The organism is Candidatus Pseudothioglobus sp. Uisw_050_01 (genome assembly GCF_048085775.1).
Classification (GTDB): Bacteria; Pseudomonadota; Gammaproteobacteria; order PS1; family Pseudothioglobaceae; genus Pseudothioglobus.
The window spans coordinates 1,290,467-1,312,241 of sequence record NZ_CP159804.1; the positions used below are offsets into that span (position 1 = coordinate 1,290,467).

Here is a 21,775-nt window from a genome sequence, read left to right on the forward strand (position 1 = left end):
AAGATAGTATTTACTTAATTGATTTGGCAGTCAAATCAAGACACTTCCAAACCTTTTCAATTATCTCGTCAATATGCTCATTAGTACAAATTAAAGGAGGAGAAATAACCATCTTATTTTTAATTGCCCTCATTACTATGCCATTCTCATAACAAAAATCCCGACATTTTCCAACAATCTCTCCACTATTATCAAATCGCTTGCAATTTTCTTTATCTTCAACAATTTCTATTGCTGCAAGCATTCCAAGTTGTCTAGCTTCACCCACCAAAGAATGATTCTCTAAATCCTTCCACTTACTTCCCAAGTATGGGGCGGTATTATTTTTGACTTGGTGAATTATATTAGTGCTCTCCATTAATTCAAGGTTAGCTATAGCTGCTGCCATACAGGCTGGATGTCCTGAATAAGTATATCCATGATTAAACTCTTCCTTAGCTGAAGCTAATACATCGACAATATCATCATGAACAATAACACCTCCAACTGGCAGATAACCCGAAGTTACTCCCTTTGCAAATGCCATTAAATCTGGCTTAAAGTTAAAATGTCCAGAACCAAACCATTCCCCAGTCCTTCCAAAGCCACATATTACTTCATCTGCAACTAAAAGGATATTTCTCTCTTTACAAATTCTACTAATCTCTGGCCAATAAGTTTTTGGAGGAATAATAACTCCACCTGCACCCTGAATCGGTTCGGCAATAAATGCAGCAACGCGATCTTCACCAAGCTCGTCTATCTTTTTAGCAAGGCTTTGGGCCATCTTAATTCCAAATTCATCCTCATCAATTTTTCCACCTGCCTCAACACAAGCATCATAATAGTAGGGTTGTTCTACATGTTCAATATCAGCAATTGGTAAGCCACCTTGAGCATGCATGGCGCTCATTCCGCCTAAACTGGCACCTGCCATAGTAGAGCCATGGTAAGCATTTTTGCGACTAATAATGACAGACTTAGAGGGCTTGCCTTTTGCATTCCAATAGTGTCTTGTTAATCTCACAACAGTATCATTTGCTTCAGATCCAGAACCACAAAAATAAACTTTATTCATCCCTTCTGGAGTTTTATCCGCAATCATTTCAGATAACTTAATTGCAGAAGGATGACTAGACCCAAAGAAATTATTATAGTAAACAAGTTCTTTCATTTGCTCATTCACAGCCTTAATAATTGATTGTTGACCATAGCCCATATTAACGCACCATAGGCCAGACATACTATCTAAAATCTTCTTACCATCATTGTCATAGATATAAACTCCATCTGCTCGGCTGATGATATGAGTTTCCTCAGGCTTATTGATGTAACTTAAATCACTAAAGGATTGAATTAAATGCTTGGCATTTTTTTGTTGGAGAGCTGATGTGCTTATAGTCATGGGAATTCCTCAATTAAATTATCAACTTAAAATCGCAAGAAATTGAAATTATCTTGCAACACAATTTTAAATGTTATAGTGTAATACTTTTTTGAATCATGAGTAAAAAATAATTTACGATTGTTCAAAAGTAACAAAAATAATTAAATAGCAAACTTTTAAATACATGACTAATATCGCTGAAGAATTTTTAAAGAATAACCCAGATTTAGAAAAAATTGAGTTTATCTATGTTGACTTTAATGGCATCCCAAGAGGCAAATATGCCGCACCAAAAACCTTAGTTAAAGCTTTTGATGGTGGCCTTAAAATGCCTATATCAAGCTATGTACTTGATGTTTGGGGTGATAACCCTGAGGGAACTGGACTGGTGATGTCAGGTGACGGTGATGCAATATGTAGGCCCGTTATAAGCTCACTAGCAGTCACGCCATGGAGCACTCGCAAGACAGCCCAGTGCCTTGTTAGCATGGAAAATGGTGATGGAAAGGCAATTTATGCAGACCCAAGACAAATCCTATCTTCAGTTCTTGAGCGTTTTCAAAAGCTTAATTTAAAGCCAGTTATCGCACCTGAAATGGAATTTTATCTTGTTGATAAACAATTGCAAAAAAATGGCCATCCACAAATGCCAATCATTCCAGGCACTAACAGAAGATATGAAGATGTTCAGCTTCTCAACTTGAATGAGATGGATGACTTTGAAAGTTTCTTTGCCCTAGTGGAAAAAAGTGCTCACTCTTTAGGAATTCCTGCTGAGACTGCCATCAAGGAGTGTGCACCTGGACAATTTGAAATTAATTTACTACATCATGATGACGCCCTCTTGATGGCTGATCAGGCCTTTTTAATGAAACGCTTAATTAAAAACTGCGCTCGACAATTTAATATGAATGCCACCTTTATGGCCAAACCTTTTTCAGATCAAGCTGGCAACGGTATGCATGCGCACCTTAGCATTATTGATAAAGATGGTAACAATGTTTTTATAGTCGACAAAGATAAACAGCCTCAAGGTATCTTTGCGAACTCTATTGCGGGCCTTTTAAAGAATGCCCCTGATTTTCTTTCTTTTTATGCGTCCCACTCAAATTCATATCGACGTTTAGTTCATAATGCAGATCACGCTCCAACAACATTAAGCTGGGGTAATGAAAATAGGACTGCCCTAGTAAGATTACCAGAGGCATCCTCAAAAGCAACGCGTTTAGAGTTTAGACTTCCAAGTGCAGACTCGAATCCTTACTTAGTATTTGCATCCATTCTTTCAAGTGTTTTGTCAGGAATAACAAATAAATACCCACTTGATAAAGAAACCATTGGAAATGCTCATGCGCAGCATGAAGCTGCATTAGGAATAACCTGGCGAGAGGCCGTTGATAAAACAAGTGAATCCCCAGTAGTTAAAGAATTTTTTGGTGAAAAGTTTCAAAAATCCTATCAATGCGTCAAAGAATCTGAGATAAAAAGATTTGAAAGTACAATTACTGACTTTGAATATAACTCATATTTAAGGCATCTTTAATATATGATTGAATTGTAATTTCAAAAAAAAGGTGCCTATTAAAGAATAAACTTTAATATAATCCAGTTAGTAAAAATAAAATAAAAGGAGAGTAATAATGAAAAATAAATTAAATAATCTACTTATTGCTGGAGCGTTAACATTTACCGCTCAAGCTGTAATTGCAGAAGAAGTAGTTAATGTTCTAAACTGGTCTGATTATATTGATGAGCAGGTTAATACAGACTTTACAGCTGCAACAGGCATTAAGGTTGTCTATGATGTGTTCGATTCTAATGAAGTCCTTGAAGCTAAGCTTCTTGCAGGAAGCTCTGGATATGACGTTGTCGTTCCTTCAAGTAGTTTCTTAGCGCGTCAAATTGAAGCGGGTGTTTTCCAAAAATTGGATAAATCAAAATTATCAAATATTGGAAATATGTGGAGCGACATTGAAGAGCAGGTAGCACAATTTGGCCCACTCAATGACTACTCAGTTAACTACATGTGGGGAACAACAGGTATTGGCTACAACGAAGGTTTAATTAATGACAGGATGGAGAATGCACCTACAACCTCTCTTGCTATGGTCTTTGATCCAGATGTTGTTTCAAAATTCGCTGATTGTGGCGTTCATCTTCTAAATGCGCCAACTGAAATAATTCCTGCAGCACTTGCTTATCTTGGTGAAGATCCAAGAAGTACTGATGCGGATGTTATAGCTAAAGCAGAAGCTGTCTTGACCAAGGTTCGTCCGTATATTCAAAAATTTCACTCTTCTCAGTACATTGATGCTCTTGCAAATGGAGATATATGTCTAGTTGTTGGCTGGTCAGGTGATATATTTATGGCTCAATATGCAGCCTGGGATGCGGAGAATGGCGTAGAAATCGTTTATTCGATTCCTGATGAAGGCGCTCTAATGTGGTTTGATCAATTGGCAATTCCAGATGACGCTCCTAATGCTAATAATGCGCATAAGTATATTAACTGGATAATGGATCCTGAGCAAATTGCAACAGCAACAAACTATGTTTGGTATGCGAATGGCAATCTAGCCTCTCAACCGCTACTAGAGGAAGACCTTCTAAATGATCCAGCGGTTTATCCAACACCTGAGGTTATGGAAGGTTTATACATTAGCCCAACATACGATTCTAAATCTCAAAGAGTAGTAACACGTACCTGGACTAAAGTCACAACAGGTCAGTAACTTTAAACTACTATTGCCTTCATGATGCTATGCATCATGAAGGGTTTTTAATTAGCATAATTCTATGTCCGAAAATATTAAATTCAGCCCTTGGCTCGATTCAAGTCAGAAGCCGTATATCCAAATTCAAAATGTCACTAAGCGGTTTGGCGAATTTACAGCAATCGATAATTTAACTCTAGATATCTACAAAAATGAATTTTTCTCCTTACTGGGTCCTTCTGGTTGCGGAAAAACAACGCTCCTTCGAATGCTTGCAGGCTTTGAAAAAATAACTGATGGCAAGATTCTTGTGGATGGAGAAGATATATCTGAAATACCTCCTCACCTAAGACCAATTAACATGATGTTCCAGTCCTACGCGCTTTTTCCTCATATGAATGTTGAAAAAAATATTGCCTTTGGATTAAAGCAAGATAATCTGCCTACTAACGAGATTAATCAAAGAGTAGAAGAAATGCTTGAGCTTGTTGAGCTTACTGACTTTGCTAATCGCAAACCTAATCAGCTCTCTGGAGGCCAAAGTCAAAGAGTCGCTCTTGCGAGAAGCTTAGCCAAGCGTCCAAAATTATTACTTCTTGATGAGCCTTTAGGGGCACTCGATAAAAGATTGAGAGAACAAACTCAGTTTGAACTAATGGATATTCAGGAAAAACTAGAGGTCACTTTTGTTATTGTTACTCACGACCAGGAAGAGGCTATGACTGTTTCAAGTAGGATTGGTGTTATGGATTCTGGAAATTTAGTTCAAGTTGCATCACCCGCAGAAATCTATGAGGCACCAATCAACAGGGATGTTGCTGACTTTATTGGTGACGTTAATATTTTAAAGGGAATCTACAAAGGACAAAATGAAGTTGGCACTCAGTTGTTTTCTGAAGACTCAAATTCAATTGTTTTTGCAACACAAGAAGTTGGCGCCTCAGTTGAAGATGAAATGTGGTTTGCAATCAGACCAGAAAAACTTGAAATATCTAAAGTTGCGCCATCCCATGATCACAATATATTAAAAGGAACGATTGAAGATATTGCCTATGGAGGAAGCTTTTCCACTTACCATGTCAAACTAGATAATGGAAGAATCTTAAAAGCAATACGTGCAAATCGTGAAAGAACTAAAGAGCACCATTTAACATGGGATGATGAAGTTTACCTTCAATGGGCTCCACACTCTGCTGTGGTTCTTCTTTCTTAGCTTCCTGTGAAGCTTATGCAAACAAATCCAAACTTTTTTAAAAGTATCTTTAATGGAAGAAATGCCGTAATTGCAATTCCATATATTTGGCTGCTTTTGCTTTTTTTACTGCCTTTTATCTATGTTTTAAAAATAAGTTTTGCAGAAACAATTTATGCAAGACCGCCATACTCCTCCCTTCTAATTTGGGGAGATTCATGGCTACCTTCAATTAAAGCAAGCTTTGATAACTATTTATTTCTTTTTAGTGACTCTTTGTATATTAAAGCCTATCTTTCAAGCTTAAAAATTGCCTTTATCTCAACAATACTAACTCTAATAATAGGATACTCAATAGCTTACAGCGTCGCAAGAGCTCCCACCCGATGGAGGGGAATATTGCTAATGCTTGTTATTCTTCCTTTTTGGACTTCTTTCTTAATAAGAGTTTATGCGTGGATTGGAATTCTAAAGACTGAGGGCTTACTAAACCTAGCTTTAATGTCCATTGGAATTATTGAAAAGCCACTCATGATAATGAACACTGATCTTGCAGTCTATATCGGCATTGTTTACTCTTATCTGCCTTTTATGATTCTCCCTTTGTATGCAAATCTTGAAAAAATGGATATGAGTTTATTAGAAGCTGCAGCAGATCTTGGGTGCAGACCCTTTAAAACCTTCTGGACAGTAACTGTTCCACTTTCTCTATCTGGAATTATCGCTGGCTGCTTTTTGGTTTTTATACCAGTTATGGGTGAGTTTGTAATCCCAGATTTACTTGGCGGCTCTGAAACGCTAATGATTGGAAAGGTTCTTTGGACAGAGTTTTTCTATAACCGAGACTGGCCAGTGGCCTCAGCAGTCGCAATCCTTCTACTTGCAATTCTCGTTGTCCCAATAATGCTTTACCAAAGGTCACAAGAGAAGGCAATCTCATGAAAAAGTTTGGTAGCTTCAATATTTTCTCACTGATTGTTGGATTCTCATTTTTATATATACCAATAATATTATTAATTTTATTTAGCTTTAATGAATCAAGATTAGTTACAGTTTGGGGTGGTTTCTCAACTAAATGGTATGGTGAGCTATTGCAAAACCAGGGCATAAAAGATGCTGCTTGGGTAACAATAAAGGTTGCCTTTGTTTCTTCAACTATTGCAACAATTTTAGGAACTATTGCTGGCCTGGTAATGACGCGTTTTGGTAATTTCAAAGGTAGAACTCTTTTTTCAGGGATGATTTATGCGCCAATGGTTATGCCAGAAGTGATCATTGGACTATCAACTTTACTTATGTTTGTAGCGCTTGCAATTGATCGAGGTATTTTTACTGTGACTCTGGCTCATATAACATTTTCAATGTGCTATGTTGCAGTTGTTGTGCAGTCAAGAATGTCGAGCTATGATGACAGCCTTACAGAAGCAGCGCTTGACTTAGGGTGCACTCCATTTAGAACGTTTACCCTAATAACACTTCCAATAATTCTCCCAGCAGTTATCTCTGGCTGGCTTTTATCTTTCACTCTGTCACTTGATGATCTAGTAATTGCGAGCTTTACCTCTGGTCCAGGCTCTACAACCCTTCCAATGAAAATATATTCGATGGTAAGGCTAGGAGTCACTCCTGAAATAAATGCAGTTTCAACAATCTTAGTAGGAGTTGTCACTCTAGGCGTCATATCCGCCTCATTAATTGGAAGACGACAGAAACAACAAATTTTAAAAACGCAAGATACGTGAAGGACATTTCAGCTCAATAGAGCATTATAATTAGCACCTTTAAATTTCAATACAGTTACAAGGATAAATTATGCTTAAAAATACTAACCTTTTAAAAGCTCACGGATACATTAATGGAAAGTGGGTTGGTGATGATGCTCAATCGCGTTTTGATGTGACTAATGCTTATACAAATGAAGTAATTAGTACTTTGCCTGACATGGGTAAAAAAGAAACCGATGAGGCCATCGATGCAGCAAATACCGCATGGCCAGATTGGCGCAGCCGAACTGCTAAAGAAAGAGCAATTATCTTAAAAAAATGGTTTGATTTAATTATGTCTAATCAAGAGGATTTAGCCATATTAATGACAGCAGAACAAGGAAAGCCATTAGCAGAAGCTAGAGGTGAGGTTGGTTATGGCGCATCCTTCATAGAATGGTTTGCAGAAGAAGGAAAAAGGACCTATGGGGACATAATTCCAACGCCCGCAAATGACAGAAGAATACTTGTAATTAAACAGCCAATCGGTGTTGTAGCTTCAATCACGCCTTGGAATTTCCCAATCGCAATGATTACAAGAAAATGTGCTCCTGCTATTGCTGCAGGCTGTCCAGTTGTTATTAAGCCTGCTGCAGAAACTCCATTGTCAGCGCTAGCAATTGCAGAACTTGCTGAGCAAGCTGGAATACCCAAAGGAATAATAAATGTAGTTGTTGGAACTAATTCTAGTGAAATTGGCAAGGCGTTAACAGATAATCCAGTTGTCCGCAAACTCTCTTTTACTGGCTCAACTGCTGTTGGAAAACTTTTAACTCGGAATTGTGCCGATACAATGAAAAAAGTATCTATGGAGCTTGGAGGCAATGCTCCATTTATAGTCTTTGATGATGCTGATATAGATTCTGCAGTTTCAGGCGCACTAATATCAAAATTTAGAAATACTGGACAAACCTGCGTTTGTACTAATCGCTTTTTGGTTCAAGAGGGAATTTATGACGAGTTTGTAACTAGACTTGCTGAAGCGGTTAAAACTCTAAACGTTGGAAATGGAATGGATGAAGGAGTTAATCAAGGTCCATTAATAAGCCTTAAAGCACTTGATAAGGTTAAAGACCACTTGTCAGATGCTGTTGATCGAGGCGCTGTAATTGTTGCAGGTGGAAAACCTCATCAAAATGGCGGCACTATGTTTGAGCCAACTGTAATAAGCAATGTAGATAGCTCTATGAAAATGGCTTCAGAAGAAACTTTTGGGCCGCTTGCACCGGTATTCAAATTTTCAACTGAGAAAGAAGCGATAGATATGGCTAATGATACAGAATTTGGACTAGCCTCTTATTTTTATACAAATGATATTAATAGAATATGGCGTGTATCTGAAGCCTTAGAATACGGAATGGTTGGCGTTAATGAAGGCGTCATTTCTAATGAAGTTGCTCCATTTGGCGGAATCAAAGAGTCAGGATTAGGCAGAGAAGGCTCGCACTATGGAATAGATGACTTTCTCGAACTAAAGTACATTTGTATGGGCGGGCTAAAGTAATATTTTTTTTAAACCTATAACTTTAATCTAGCTCAATAACTCTACTAACATTTTTAAACATGATTTCCAGTGCGCCTTTTCACTGGTTGGTATAATGGCGCATTTGAATTTATAAAATACAATAATGAAAGTTGGAATTCTTGGTCTTGGTACAGTTGGTGGTGGCGTTGTAAATGTATTGCAAAAAAATAGCGAATCTATTGAAAGGCGCACTGGCGTTAAAATAGAAGTTGTTTTAGCAGGCGTTAGAGATGTCAAACAAAAACGTATCTGCGATACCTCAAACATCAAATTAACTATAGATCCTTTTGAGGTTGTCAATCACCCTGATGTTGATGTAGTTCTTGAGCTAATTGGCGGAATTGGACTTACAAAAGAGCTAGTTGAAACAGCCATAAACAATGGAAAACATGTCATTACTGCCAATAAGGCGTTGATTGCGAATCATGGCAATGAATTAATTAAATTAGCCAATAAAAAACAAGTACGGCTTTTATTTGAAGCCTCAGTGGCTGGAGGTATTCCAATTATAAAATCTCTTGAACAGGGCCTGAGTGCAAATAATATTGAATCGCTTGCTGGAATCATTAACGGGACGGGTAACTTTATTCTTACTGATATGAAGGAAAAGGGAAGGGATTTTGACGACGTTCTTAAAGAGGCGCAAGCATTAGGTTACGCAGAAGAAGACCCAACTTTTGATGTTGAGGGTATTGATGCTGCTCATAAGCTATCTATTCTAGCTGCAATTGCATTTGGTACTGAACTACAATTTGATAAAGTTTCTACCAAAGGTATCAGTGATATAACGACTGAAGATATCATTCATGCTTCAGAGCTCGGTTATACAATTAAACATCTTGGAATAGCAAAAAGAGCTGGTGAGGGAATCGAACTTCGAGTGCACCCTACTCTAGTTCCAAATAAACAATTAATTGCACAAGTCGATGGCGTGATGAATGCAGTTATGGTTAAAAGTGATGCTTTAGGAACTAGCTTATATTATGGCGCTGGAGCTGGTGATGAGGCTACCGCTTCTGCAGTTATTGCTGATCTAAATGACATAATTAACAACCAAACAAGTAATCATATCTTAGGCTGGAAATCTCAACAAAAACTCCCTGTAATTAAAAGTGATGATATTCAAAGTGAATTCTTTTTAAGGTTATTAGTGAGTGATATTAAAGGAGTTCTTGCTAAAGTTACAGGGATATTTAATGACCATAATGTTAGTATAGATGCGCTAATTCAAAAGCAAGCCGATGAAAATAATAACGCTCATATTGCAATAACAACTGATAAAGTTAGCACTAAAACAATCATGAGTATCAAAAAATCGATTGAAGCTAGTGACTTTAATCAAGCGGAAGTTCAAATTATACATATTGAATTATTAGACTAAACTAATTGAGAGAACTATGAGATATACAGGATTAATTGACAAATATAGAGACACTCTGCCTGTCAGCGACAACACTCGCATCATAAGTCTTGGTGAAGGTAATACACCCTTAATTAGACTTGAAAATATCCCATGTGAAATGGGAACGCAAGTTGAACTATATATAAAGTATGAAGGATTAAATCCTACAGGATCATTTAAAGATCGCGGAATGACTATGGCAGTTACAAAGGCTGTGGAAAGTGGCTCAAAAGCAATTATTTGTGCGTCAACTGGAAACACTTCGGCTGCAGCTGCTGCCTATGCTGCAAGAGCAGGAATTAAAGCATTTGTTCTCATTCCAGAAGGAAAAATTGCACTAGGTAAATTGGCGCAAGCAATGATTCATGGCTCTACCATTATTCAAATTAAGGGTAACTTTGATGACGGCATGCAGCTCGTTAAAGATGTTGCTGAATTTGCACCCGTTTCAATAGTCAACTCAATCAACCCTTTTAGACTTCAAGGTCAAAAAACTGCAGCATTTGAAATTATTGAAGAGCTCGGTCATGCTCCAGATTTCCACTGCCTCCCTGTTGGTAATGCAGGAAATATTACTGCGCACTGGATGGGCTATACAGAATATCACGAGAACGGAAAAGCAGACTCAACGCCAGCCATGCTTGGCTATCAAGCTGAAGGTGCTGCTCCATTTATTCACGGTTCGAGAGTTCATAATCCAGAAACTATTGCTACTGCAATAAGAATTGGAAACCCTCAAAGTTGGGATCAAGCTTTAAAACTTAGTAAAGAATCAAACGGATGGTTTGATGCATTTTCAGATGAAGAAATTTTAGCAACACAAAAAATGCTTACTGAAAAAGAAGGAATTTTTTGTGAGCCAGCATCTGCAATATCAGTTGCAGGAGCCCTAAGAGATATAAAATCAGGAAAAATACCTGATGGCTCTAGCGTTGTATGTACGCTTACAGGTCATGGACTTAAAGATCCAGATACAGCAATTGCTCAATGCGATCCAAGTGCAATGATCAACGTTAAACCAACACTTAAGGAAGTAAAAAAAGCCATCCTAAAAAATATGTAGTTCTTCAGGCTTTAAATTTATGATAATAACTATCAAAATATGAGCAATCAAAACTATAAAACAATCGATCAATGCATAGGAAAAACTCCTTTAGTGAGGCTGCAAAGATTAAATCCAAATCCGACTAATATAATTCTTGGTAAGCTCGAAGGCAACAATCCAGCTGGTTCTGTTAAAGATCGCGCCGCCCTTAATATGATTACTGAGGCAGAAAAGAGGGGTGATATTCATCCTGGAGACACTCTTATTGAAGCAACCAGTGGGAACACAGGCATTGCCCTAGCTATGGTTTCAGCTATTAAGGGCTATAAGATGATTTTAATTATGCAAGAAAACCTATCGCAAGAGAGGAGAGACGCGATGACTGCATATGGCGCAGAATTGATTTTAGTGACCAAAGAACTTGGGATGGAAGGAGCGCGTGACCTTGCAAATCAAATGAGCTCAGAAAATAAAGGCCTTCAGCTTAACCAATTTTCTAATCAAGATAATCCAAGCGCTCACTATGCCTCAACTGCCAGAGAGATTTGGAATGATACAAATGGAGAAATTACACATTTCGTAAGCTCTATGGGCACTACTGGTACCATTATGGGCGTTTCAAGGTATCTCAAAGAAAAAAATCCAGCAATACAAATTGTAGGAATTCAGCCTGATGATGACTCGCACATTCCAGGAATTAGGAGGTGGCCTAAAGAGTATCTCCCCACTATTTTTGACTCAACCAGAGTCGATAAAATTATGGATATCTCGCAATCAAGTGCAGAGCAAACAACAAGAGATCTTGCAACTCGTGAAGGCATTTTCTCTGGTGTATCAGCTGGAGGCGCAGTAGCTTCAGCAATTGAACTTTCTAAGCAGGTTAATAATGCCGTTATTGTTACAATTATTTGTGATCGCGGTGATCGCTATCTTTCTACAGGGGTCTTCAAAGCCTAAAATCAAGATTTATATATGTTTCTATCTGTTTTGAAGGCTAATTTTCTTCAAAAATATGTGTACAATTGTAAATTCGTAAATTCTTAAAATATAAATAGGAGAGACAAATGAGTATTAAGCTAGGCTTTACAAAGTCGTCGATTGCATTTGCAGTCGCGCTATTATCATTAAACATGACAGTTCAAGCAGGTGCAGTTTATGATTATATTAAATCAAACAATGAATTAATGATTGCAACTGATGCAAACTGGGCACCATATTCTTACATTAATGATGCCGGTGAAATGGAAGGTTTTGACGTGGATGTTGGTAGAGAAATTGCTAAGCGTATGGGCGTAGAAGCTCGCTTCATCACTCCTTCATGGGATATTATTACTTCAGGTAACTGGAATATGCGTTGGGACGTATCAGTTGGTTCTATGACGCCAACAGAAACTCGCTCCGAAGTGCTCAACTTCCCTGCAGTTTATTATTACACCCCAGCTGGTTTTGCTGTTCATACAGATTCACCTATAACAACATTGGCAGGTTTAAATGGGAAAAATGTTTGTACTACAGCAGCCTCAACTTGGGAAATGTATCTTGAAGGAAGTCTAGATATGATTGATGCTCCAGCATTTACATATAAAGTTACGCCAGGAACAATTACTTCACTTGCTGACGGTCATACATGTCTTGATGACACTCGCCTAGGTGCTGGTGTTCGTAATGACGGTATTATTGATTCTATTCCGATGATTCAAGGTGCTATAGAAGATGGATATCCAATTCGTTTCTTAGGTGACCCTGCTTTCTTTGAGCCTCTTTCAGTAGCAACTGACAAAGGCAATGATGACCCTGAGTTAGATGCAGAAATTGTTAGAATTATTGCTGAAATGAAAGCTGACTACACATTGACAACGTTGTCAATGAAATGGTTTAAAAACGCAGATGGTAGTTCAAATGACTACACTATTGCGTTTTAATTAGAGCATTTAGTTATATAAGTTTTAATTAGTTTTAGAGAAAGGTATGTTCGTCGATACCGTTATTGAAGATAAGTCGCTGCACAAACCAGCGTTCCTTTTAGGATTATCAATAACGGTATTGGTGTTTTTCTTTGCTTTTAATTTTACCAACACCATATTTGGTGAATTCCTCAGTCCAGTTATTGGAAATCCGCAAGAAAGTGGGTTTTTTGGTCGACTGGTTGTTTCGTTTGTACTTTCAATAATATTTGTTCTAAATTTATTATTAATTAGCTTTGCTAGGTTGAAAATTCAAATATTCATTGTTTGGATTGAATTATTTTTTCTTTTTCTTGCTTTTGCCTACTCTTTTGATCTTGAGTTAGCGTATATATTTATCGGTGAGCCAAGCAAAATTTGGCTTATGATTTCTAAGGGTCTATTTACTACGATTTATATTTCAGCAGTTTCAATTGCAATTGCTACTGCTATAGCAATCGTTGGAGCTATTGCTAAACTTTCAAATAATGGCTTTGCTTATGCGATAGCAAGTTTTTATACGTCTTTATTTAGAGGGCTCCCTCTTCTTCTACAAATTTATCTAATTTATATGGGCCTTCCTCAACTCGGATTCATGATTGATGCTATTCCTTCTGGTATTGCAGCCCTGTCACTTTGTTATGGTGCCTACATGACAGAGATTTTTCGTGCAGGTATTCAAAGCATACCAAAAGGGCAATGGGAAGCCTCAAGAGCATTAGGTTTTAAATTTGGACTAATACTTCGAAAAATTATATTACCTCAGTCAATACCAATTATAGTTCCCCCAACCGGCAACCAATTTATTGCGATGCTTAAGGACAGTTCTTTAGTTTCTGTTCTTGGGATTTGGGAGTTAATGTTCATGGCCAAAAAAATTGGCTCGAAAGATTTCAATAATTTAGAAATGCTACTTACAGCTGCAATGATTTATTGGGCCCTTACAATCATTCTTGAAATGATTCAAGCTCGCATTGAAAGAAAATACCAACAAAAGGCTTGATTGTGAATACTAAAGCTAAAAATGAAAACCCTGTTATATCACTGGATGGTGTCAGCAAATGGTATGGAGATTTTCAGGCGCTTAAAGATATAAATCTTGAAATAAATCTTAAAGAAAAAATTGTCATCTGTGGCCCATCTGGATCAGGAAAATCGACTCTAATTCGATGTCTCAATCGACTTGAGGCTCATCAAGAAGGTAAAATTCATGTTAGCGGAGTTGAGCTTCATGAAACCATGAAAGATGTTGATATTGTTCGACGAGACATTGGAATGGTATTCCAAAATTTTAATTTATTTCCACACTTAACTGTCCTTGAAAACTGCATGGCTGGGCCAAACTGGGTCAGAGGAATTGATAAAAAAGAAGCAGAAAAAAGAGCAGTGGCCATGCTTGAACAAGTCAAGATTCCAGAGCAGGCAGACAAATATCCAGATCAACTATCTGGTGGTCAGCAACAGCGAGTTGCTATTGCTAGGAGCTTATGTATGGAGCCTAAAGTCATGTTATTTGATGAGCCAACTTCAGCGCTAGACCCCGAAATGGTTTCAGAAGTTTTGGATACCATGGTCGAACTTGCAAATAGCGGCATGACAATGATTTGTGTTACTCATGAAATGGGCTTTGCCAGACAAGTTGCAGACAGAATAATATTTATGGCAGACGGGGAGATTGTGGAGCAAAATACTCCAGATGAATTCTTTAATAACCCAAAAAGTGATCGCACTAAAACTTTTTTAGACCAAATTCTTATCTAATAATTTAAATATTTTTAAAATAATCTTTAAAAGCATCAATAACCGCCAAAATATCTTCTTTACTAATTCCTAAGTGGCATACTAACCTTCCTCGATCAAGATTAGAAATTAAAATATTTCTATCAAAAAGGTGCTTTCCTAAGCTTTCTCTGTGCTGTTCTGGACAATCTACAAAAACCATATTTGTTTGATTTTCACCATAGTCTATAGTTAATTCTGACAATGATGACAAGCCACTAGCAAGATATTTTGCATTATCATGATCCTCTTGAAGCCTCTTTACATTATTCTTTAAAGCATACATTCCATAAGCAGCGATAACGCCAACTTGCCTCATGCCGCCGCCAAGCATCTTTCGTAATCGTAAGGCTCTATTAATGGTAGCTTGATCACTTACTAAAAGAGACCCAATTGGAGCGCCTAAGCCTTTTGATAAACATATTGATATACTATCAAAACTTTCTGTCAAAGCCTTCATTGTTAGGCCTGAATGTATATGGGCATTAAATAAGCGAGCACCATCCAAATGTACTTTTAAGCCTTTACTATGCGCAGCTTTTGCTAATGCATCAAGCTCCTGTTGAGGCTGAACTTTTCCAGAAAAAGTGTTCTCTAAACAAAGAAGTTTTGTTACAGCATAGTGAGGATCATTATCTTTAATTTGACTTAGCATATCGCTTACTTTCATAGATCCAGATGCTGAAGTATCAATAGGACAAATCCCCACACCACCTAAAACTGAAACTCCTCGAGCCTCATAAACATTAGTATGATAGTGTCTTCCAATCAAAACTTCATCACCTCTTTGACAATGGGCGAGCATAGCAGTTAAATTACTTTGAGTGCCACTAGGAAAAAATAAGCTTGCTTCTTTTCCTAAGAGATTCGCTGCATATTCTTGTAGCTCGATTACTTCAATATCCTCTTCATAAACATCATCTCCAAGCTTTGTATTATCTATACTTGCAAGCATTTCATGGGATGGCAAAGTAACTGTATCACTTCGAAAATCTATTGGACTCTCTAATTTCTCTTTGTTACTAATATTTTTCTTATATTGACTCATAACTAATTTACTCTTAAGGCTTATATTCTGGATAGGCTAAAGTGGCTACAAGATGGGTTCTAGACTCATCTCCTCCATTAAGAGCGGTGTGGTAACCCCTCGTATCTGTAAAATATACGGAGCCATCAGCAGGAAGGTGGGTGCAGTGATGGTTTACTATAAATAAAGCACCGGGATTTGTATAAATTGGAATATGAATCCTTGGCTCAGGATCTCTATGCCATGAATTGCAATTAAAGCTATCTTTTTCTAATATGCGAACTCTTCCAACAGGGTAACGAGCTGACAGCTCCTTGTGAATGGTTTCAAAATAAGTACCCTTAAACACTTCAACAAGCTCAGTAAATGAACCTTCATCAACTAATTCATCCTTAGCTATCTCTTCATAGCTATCATCTAAGCGAGTATAGTAGCGACCCACAAGATTATTATCAGACTCAACAGAGCTATTCTTTCTGCGAGTCATCGCAAGAGCATGAAACCCTGACGCAGCAGTTTTAAACTCTGACATAGCTTTAACTTCATCAAGCGCTTCGCGCATTTGATTAATATCAAACTTAAGATTTAATTTGATAATGTGCTCATTGCCTTTAAAAGAAGCAACTGACTCAATATCAACTTTTTTATTGATATATGAATTTAACTCTTTTGTGTCTTGCGAGATGCTCATCAGTTTATTTTTTTTGAAATAAAGATTTAAATTATATAACTAAATTTTTAAAAAGGCTTAACAACAACAAGAATGATAATGCCAACAAGAAGTAAAACTGGAAACTCATTAAACCATCGATAAAAAGTATGACTACGTGTATTTTTATCTTCAGCAAATACTCTCACCAAATAGCCACAATAAAAATGATACGCAATTAGAACTGCAACTAGAGCTAGTTTAAGCTGAAGCCAATATTGATCAGCATAGACTTCCCAAGCATAGCCATAAAGCATCCAGACGCCCATAAGCGTTGTGATAATGAAGCTTGGCATCATAATGCCTCTATATAGTTTTCGCTCCATTACTTTGAAGCGCTCTATACTAATCTCATCAGTTGACATAGCATGGTAAACAAAAAGTCGCGGCAAATAAAACAGTGCTGCAAACCAAGTTATTACCGTCAAAATGTGAAAAGCCTTAATCCAAAGCATTTGAACTCCAAAATAGTTACATAATACCGTCAGAATACAATGAATTTATAGGATTAATTAAAGAAGTTATATGAAACACTATCAATTGATTAACAGTTATTATGTTGATTGACATAGTAAAATTTGCCTAGTCTTTATAATTGAACTTTAATGCTAAACTTTTTTAAAAAAAATCAAAGCCCTGAGTCTGAAGGTGAGACAAAAAAACCTTCACTAAAAGATCGGCTATTTAAATCCAAAACTAAACTTGGAGATGGTCTTTCATCCCTTCTTATGGGTAAAAAGAAAATAGATGAAGCACTTCTTGAAGATTTAGAAATGCTTTTAATTGGAGCAGATATAGGTATTCAAACAACTGACAAGGTTATTGAGTCTGTGAGAAAAAAAGCATCTAGAAAAGAACTTAAGGACAGTGATGGTCTTTATGAACTTATAAAAATTGAACTAGAATCATTCTTAATTAAAGAAAATTTACTACAAACAAATGTTGATAAAACTTTTGTTATTCTTGTTGTTGGGATTAATGGTGCTGGAAAAACTACCACGATTGGTAAGCTTGCTAAGCTATTTCAAAGTGAGGGAAAATCTATAATGCTTGCAGCTGGAGACACTTTTCGTGCTGCTGCTGTTGAGCAGCTTCAAGTTTGGGGAGAGAGGAATGATATTCCAGTCATCGCTCAAAAAACAGGAGCAGACGCAGCCTCGGTTGTATATGATGCTTACCAGTCAGCGATTGCTAAAGATATTGATATCTTAATTGCAGATACTGCAGGAAGACTTCATACACAAGATAATTTAATGCAAGAACTTGAAAAAATTAAGAGAGTACTTAAAAAGCATAATGAAGATGCTCCACATGAAACTCTCTTAGTTATCGATGGTGGGTCAGGTCAAAATGCGATTCAACAAGCAAATGAATTTCATAAATCCATTAACCTATCAGGACTTGCTGTCACTAAACTTGATGGAACAGCTAAAGGTGGAGTTTTATTTGCAATTTCAGACTCTCTTAAACTGCCTATTCGTTTTATTGGGGTGGGGGAAGCAATCGACGATTTAAAACCTTTTAATGCAAAAGATTTTGTTGATGCTTTATTTGATTAGTTAACTTATTTATGATTTTATAGAGCTACTGATAGTGTCAATCTTCTTAGCAAGCTCAGTATCAAGCTTTGTTATTCCGCCCTCACTATGAGTAATCAAATTAATCTCAACTCTATTATAAACATTTGACCATTCTGGGTGATGATCCATAGCTTCTGAGGTAATTGCAACTTCAGTCATAAAACCAAAAGCTTGGATAAAGTTAGAAAACTTAAACGTCTTAGAAAGCTTTTCATTAACGATACTCCAGTCATTATGCTCTTCTAAATATACATTTAATTGTTTATTAGTTAAAATCAAATTAAACCTCGTTTAAGAGCTCTTTTGCTCCCATAGATAATAGCTTATTAGCAACAAGCTCACCTAATACCTTTGGCTTTGATATATCGCCACTTTCTTCTACCCTCAAAATAACTCCAGAATCAATATTACCGACCATACCCTTAAGTCTCATCTCAGTGTTATTACTAGTTGCGTAGCCACCAATTGCAACTGAACATCCACCCTCAAGAGTAGAATTCATTGCCCTTTCAGCACAAACCTCATTCATGGTTTTTTTATTTACAAGCGGCTCAATAAGTCTAATTATGTCCATATCACCTTTTCTAATCTCTATACCTAAAGCACCCTGACCAACTGCTGGTAGGGATTTTTCAGCGCTCAGATGCTGCTTAATTCTACCTTCAAAACCCAGCCTTATAAGGCCTGAGCATGCCAAAATAATAGCATCATACTGACCTTCATCTAGCTTTTTTAATCGAGTATTAACATTTCCTCTTAAATCTAAAATGGCCAAATCAGGTCTTAATGCTTTTAATTGAACTATACGCCTTAAACTACAAGAACCAACTCTAGCTCCATGTGGAAGTTCACTTATGCTATCAAAATCATTTGAAACAAATGCATCAAAAGGATTTTCTCGCTCCAAAATTGCTCCAACCTCGAATTCCTTTGGAAGCTCATAAGGAACATCTTTCATAGAATGAACAGCAATATCAGCCCTTCCTTCCAGAATACCTATTTCGAGCTCTTTAATGAATAGGCTTTTGCCGCCAATTTTTGAAAGTGGTGAATTTAATATCTTATCGCCCTGAGTAGTCATTTTTACCAACTCAACCTCTATATTAGGATTAAAAAATTGCAGTCTTGACTTTACAAACTCTGCCTGCCAAAGGGCCAGAGGGCTTTTACGTGTTGCAATTTTAAGCACTGTGATAATGTCTCCAATTCAATTTACTACCAACAATATTTTATCGGGTGTTTAGTAATAATGTTGGCTTTTGCCAATTATATTATGGTGATAAAAAATATATTTTTAGCAATCAATACTCTCCTAAAAAAGGTTTTTATATTATTTTCAGTAACTTATCGCCTAGATAGTGGAATAATGTGCAGTTATTGAAATTCGTATTAATGACAGAGTAAAGTGAACTATGGAGTTTAAAAAAAATCATTTATGGGGTGGGCGCTTTAATCAGCCAACCGATGAATTTGTCAAAATTTTTGGCGCATCTGTTACTTTTGATAAAGTTCTTGCACTTTATGACATTGAGGGCTCTATTGCTCATGCAACAATGCTCTGTGAAGTTAATGTCCTTAAAAGCACTGAGCTAAAAAAAATTCTTGAAGGTCTTGATAAAATCAAAGATGAAATAGTTAATGATCAATTTAACTGGTCAGTTGAACTGGAAGATGTTCACATGAATATTGAATCAAGGTTAACTGAAATTTGCGGAGATTCAGGGAAAAAACTTCACACTGGTCGCTCTCGAAATGATCAAGTTGCTACTGATATTAGGCTCTACCTTAGAGATCAAGTACGGCTAATTACAAAAGAGATAGAAAGACTTTTAAATTCTCTTCTTGATCTTGCAGACCAAGAAAAAGAAACGATTATGCCTGGGTTTACCCACCTTCAAGCTGCTCAGCCAATTAGTTTTGGCCATCATTTACTGGCCTATTTTGAGATGCTCAAGCGAGATCGTGAAAGACTTCAAGAGAGCTTTAAAAGAATTAATACAATGCCATTAGGGAGCGCTGCTCTTGCGGGAACTAGTTATCCAATTAATCGCGAACGTACTGCTGAACTTTTAGGATTTGAGCGAATAAGCTTAAACTCGATTGATGCTGTCAGTGACCGTGATTTTGCGATTGAGTTTGCTTCAAATGCGAGTCTAATTATGATGCATCTTTCAAGGTTTTCTGAAGAGCTAATTCTATGGTCAAGCGCACAATTTGAGTTCATATCTCTTCCTGATAGCTTTTGCACGGGCTCGTCAATTATGCCTCAAAAGAAAAATCCAGATGTTCCAGAATTAGTGCGAGGTAAGACTGGCCGAGTAACTGGTAATTTAATTTCCCTATTAACAATAATGAAAGGTCAGCCATTAGCATACAACAAGGATAACCAGGAAGATAAGGAGCCGCTATTTGATAGTGTTGAAACTATTTATTCTTGTCTTCGTGTTTTTGCTGATATGATTCCAACCATCAAAACTAACAAAGAAAACATGTATCAATCTACTCTTAAAGGTTATACAACTGCAACAGATTTAGCGGATTATCTTGTAAAGAAGGGTTTAGCTTTTAGAGACGCGCATGATATTGTTGGCAAGGCTGTCTCTTATGGAATCAAAGAAGGTAAAGACTTGAGTGAACTTTCAATTGATGAGCTTAAAAATTTTAATTCATTAATTGAAGAAGATATTTTTGATGTAATCTCTCTAGAAGGCTCTATTAACTCTCGAAATCATCTAGGTGGAACCTCCCCAACTCAAATTTCAATTGCCATTAAAGCAGGGCGAAAATCCATTAAGTAATGCGCATAGTTTTTGCAGGAACCCCTAAATTTGCCGTCGAATCTCTAGCCATTCTTCATAAATCTGATCACGAAGTAATTGGGGTATATTGCCAGCCTGATAGGCCAAAAGGAAGAGGAAAGGTTTTAACAGCCTGCCCAGTCAAGCTATACGCAGAAGAAAATAATTTGAGAGTTTTTCAGCCTGAAGATTTTAGTAGTGAGCAAAACCAAAAAATACTTTCCTCTCTAAACCCAGATATCATTGTAGTTGCAGCGTATGGACAGATACTTCCAAGTAATACACTTAAAGCACCAAGGCATGGATGTCTTAACATTCATGCATCCCTTCTCCCAAGATGGAGGGGAGCTGCCCCTATCGAAAGAGCGATCCTTTCAGGAGATAAAGAAACTGGAATTTCAATAATGCAAATGAATGAGGGGCTGGACACTGGAGATGTTTTACTTACACAAAAGTATTTAATTGCCAGCAATGACACTTCTCAATCACTGACGGACTCTTTATCAATCATGGGGGCTGAATTAATCTTTAATGCTTTAAATCAATTAAATGAATTAAAGGCTACACCCCAAAATGATAAAGACGTGATTTATGCAAAAAAGATTGTGAAAGGGGAAGCTCAAATAGACTGGCATCAAAGTGCAAAAAATATAAGCCTGATGATTAGAGCCTTTAATCCCCGACCTATAGCTCAAACTAACGCAAAAGCTAAACAGTTCGAAAGCAAGGTTATTAGAATTATTGAGGCTGAAGAAGTTCAACATGAATCTTCAAAAATCCCAGGAACAGTCATCGAACAAAGCAAAAATAATTGTTATATTGCGACTGGAAATGGCGTCTTAAGCCTCAAGAGAGTCCAGCTTGCTGGAAAAAATGAAGTGTCAATTAAAGACTTTAATAATGCTTACCAATTACTTGAGCTAAACTAAAAA

General features: G+C 37.0%; 21 protein-coding genes. 15 read left to right on the forward strand and 6 right to left on the reverse strand.

Annotation, left to right across the window (positions count from 1 at the left end; all coding sequences use genetic code 11):
• Positions 1-10: 10 nt before the first annotated feature.
• Positions 11-1,384, reverse strand: a complete 1,374-nt coding sequence (locus ABXT51_RS06535) for an aminotransferase (protein WP_416677459.1) — start codon at positions 1,382-1,384, stop codon at positions 11-13.
• A 166-nt stretch (positions 1,385-1,550) separates the two neighbouring features.
• Here ABXT51_RS06535 and ABXT51_RS06540 point away from each other — a divergent pair, with 166 nt between their 5' ends.
• The 12 genes from ABXT51_RS06540 to ABXT51_RS06595 all read left to right on the forward strand — a co-directional run bounded on the left by ABXT51_RS06540 (position 1,551) and on the right by ABXT51_RS06595 (position 14,711).
• Positions 1,551-2,909 (forward strand): glutamine synthetase family protein, encoded by a 1,359-nt coding sequence (locus ABXT51_RS06540; RefSeq protein WP_416694676.1) that lies wholly within the window; start codon positions 1,551-1,553, stop codon positions 2,907-2,909.
• 97 nt (positions 2,910-3,006) lie between these two features.
• Positions 3,007-4,098 (forward strand): polyamine ABC transporter substrate-binding protein, encoded by a 1,092-nt coding sequence (locus ABXT51_RS06545; RefSeq protein ID WP_416694679.1) that lies wholly within the window; start codon positions 3,007-3,009, stop codon positions 4,096-4,098.
• Positions 4,099-4,162: 64 nt separating this feature from the next.
• The gene (locus ABXT51_RS06550) at positions 4,163-5,293 is read left to right on the forward strand and encodes an ABC transporter ATP-binding protein (RefSeq protein WP_416694681.1); all 1,131 of its coding nucleotides are present in this window, start codon (positions 4,163-4,165) and stop codon (positions 5,291-5,293) included.
• Positions 5,294-5,308: 15 nt separating this feature from the next.
• Positions 5,309-6,214, forward strand: a complete 906-nt coding sequence (locus ABXT51_RS06555) for an ABC transporter permease subunit (RefSeq protein ID WP_416694683.1) — start codon at positions 5,309-5,311, stop codon at positions 6,212-6,214.
• Positions 6,211-7,014, forward strand: a complete 804-nt coding sequence (locus ABXT51_RS06560) for an ABC transporter permease (protein ID WP_416694685.1) — start codon at positions 6,211-6,213, stop codon at positions 7,012-7,014. The genes ABXT51_RS06555 and ABXT51_RS06560 overlap by 4 nt, the downstream gene beginning before the upstream one ends.
• Positions 7,015-7,084: 70 nt before the next feature.
• On the forward strand, positions 7,085-8,539 hold the full coding sequence (locus ABXT51_RS06565) for an NAD-dependent succinate-semialdehyde dehydrogenase (protein ID WP_416694687.1): 1,455 nt from the start codon (positions 7,085-7,087) through the stop codon (positions 8,537-8,539).
• Positions 8,540-8,663: 124 nt separating this feature from the next.
• Complete coding sequence (locus ABXT51_RS06570) at positions 8,664-9,941, forward strand: homoserine dehydrogenase (RefSeq protein WP_271541061.1); 1,278 nt, start codon at positions 8,664-8,666, stop codon at positions 9,939-9,941.
• Between the two features lie 16 nt (positions 9,942-9,957).
• Positions 9,958-11,025: a threonine synthase gene (thrC, locus tag ABXT51_RS06575; RefSeq protein WP_416694689.1), complete on the forward strand. Its 1,068-nt coding sequence runs from the start codon at positions 9,958-9,960 to the stop codon at positions 11,023-11,025.
• Positions 11,026-11,064: 39 nt separating this feature from the next.
• Positions 11,065-11,964: a cysteine synthase CysM gene (cysM, locus tag ABXT51_RS06580; protein ID WP_416694691.1), complete on the forward strand. Its 900-nt coding sequence runs from the start codon at positions 11,065-11,067 to the stop codon at positions 11,962-11,964.
• A 107-nt stretch (positions 11,965-12,071) separates the two neighbouring features.
• On the forward strand, positions 12,072-12,929 hold the full coding sequence (locus tag ABXT51_RS06585; protein WP_416677474.1) for a transporter substrate-binding domain-containing protein: 858 nt from the start codon (positions 12,072-12,074) through the stop codon (positions 12,927-12,929).
• A gap of 46 nt (positions 12,930-12,975) precedes the next feature.
• Positions 12,976-13,953 carry an amino acid ABC transporter permease gene (locus tag ABXT51_RS06590; RefSeq protein ID WP_271541069.1) on the forward strand — a complete coding sequence of 326 codons (978 nt, stop codon included), beginning with the start codon at positions 12,976-12,978 and terminating at the stop codon, positions 13,951-13,953.
• Between the two features lie 2 nt (positions 13,954-13,955).
• Complete coding sequence (locus tag ABXT51_RS06595; RefSeq protein WP_271541071.1) at positions 13,956-14,711, forward strand: amino acid ABC transporter ATP-binding protein; 756 nt, start codon at positions 13,956-13,958, stop codon at positions 14,709-14,711.
• 4 nt (positions 14,712-14,715) lie between these two features.
• Here the strand turns inward: ABXT51_RS06595 and ltaE are convergent, their stop codons facing one another.
• Genes ltaE through hemJ form a run of 3 tightly spaced genes read right to left on the reverse strand, consistent with a single transcriptional unit; the run spans position 14,716 to position 16,920 of the window.
• Positions 14,716-15,777 (reverse strand): low-specificity L-threonine aldolase, encoded by a 1,062-nt coding sequence (gene ltaE / locus ABXT51_RS06600; RefSeq protein ID WP_416694693.1) that lies wholly within the window; start codon positions 15,775-15,777, stop codon positions 14,716-14,718.
• A gap of 13 nt (positions 15,778-15,790) precedes the next feature.
• The gene (locus ABXT51_RS06605; protein WP_416694695.1) at positions 15,791-16,447 is read right to left on the reverse strand and encodes a hypothetical protein; all 657 of its coding nucleotides are present in this window, start codon (positions 16,445-16,447) and stop codon (positions 15,791-15,793) included.
• Between the two features lie 47 nt (positions 16,448-16,494).
• Positions 16,495-16,920, reverse strand: a complete 426-nt coding sequence (gene hemJ, locus ABXT51_RS06610) for a protoporphyrinogen oxidase HemJ (protein ID WP_416651297.1) — start codon at positions 16,918-16,920, stop codon at positions 16,495-16,497.
• A 150-nt stretch (positions 16,921-17,070) separates the two neighbouring features.
• Between hemJ and ftsY the strand changes: the two genes are divergently transcribed.
• The gene (ftsY, locus tag ABXT51_RS06615; protein WP_416694697.1) at positions 17,071-18,024 is read left to right on the forward strand and encodes a signal recognition particle-docking protein FtsY; all 954 of its coding nucleotides are present in this window, start codon (positions 17,071-17,073) and stop codon (positions 18,022-18,024) included.
• Positions 18,025-18,033: 9 nt separating this feature from the next.
• On the opposite strand, the gene ABXT51_RS06620 is transcribed toward ftsY, so the two are convergent.
• Both ABXT51_RS06620 and hemC read right to left on the reverse strand, forming a co-directional pair.
• Positions 18,034-18,324 (reverse strand): 4a-hydroxytetrahydrobiopterin dehydratase, encoded by a 291-nt coding sequence (locus ABXT51_RS06620; RefSeq protein ID WP_416686418.1) that lies wholly within the window; start codon positions 18,322-18,324, stop codon positions 18,034-18,036.
• A 1-nt stretch (position 18,325) separates the two neighbouring features.
• A complete protein-coding gene (gene hemC / locus ABXT51_RS06625) occupies positions 18,326-19,243 on the reverse strand; it encodes a hydroxymethylbilane synthase (protein WP_416696308.1) in 918 nt (305 codons plus the stop codon).
• 214 nt (positions 19,244-19,457) lie between these two features.
• Here hemC and argH point away from each other — a divergent pair, with 214 nt between their 5' ends.
• Positions 19,458-20,843 carry an argininosuccinate lyase gene (argH, locus tag ABXT51_RS06630; protein ID WP_416694699.1) on the forward strand — a complete coding sequence of 462 codons (1,386 nt, stop codon included), beginning with the start codon at positions 19,458-19,460 and terminating at the stop codon, positions 20,841-20,843.
• Positions 20,843-21,772, forward strand: coding sequence for a methionyl-tRNA formyltransferase (fmt, locus tag ABXT51_RS06635; RefSeq protein ID WP_416694701.1), 930 nt, complete (start codon positions 20,843-20,845; stop codon positions 21,770-21,772). The genes argH and fmt overlap by 1 nt, the downstream gene beginning before the upstream one ends.
• The last annotated feature ends 3 nt before the right edge of the window (positions 21,773-21,775 follow it).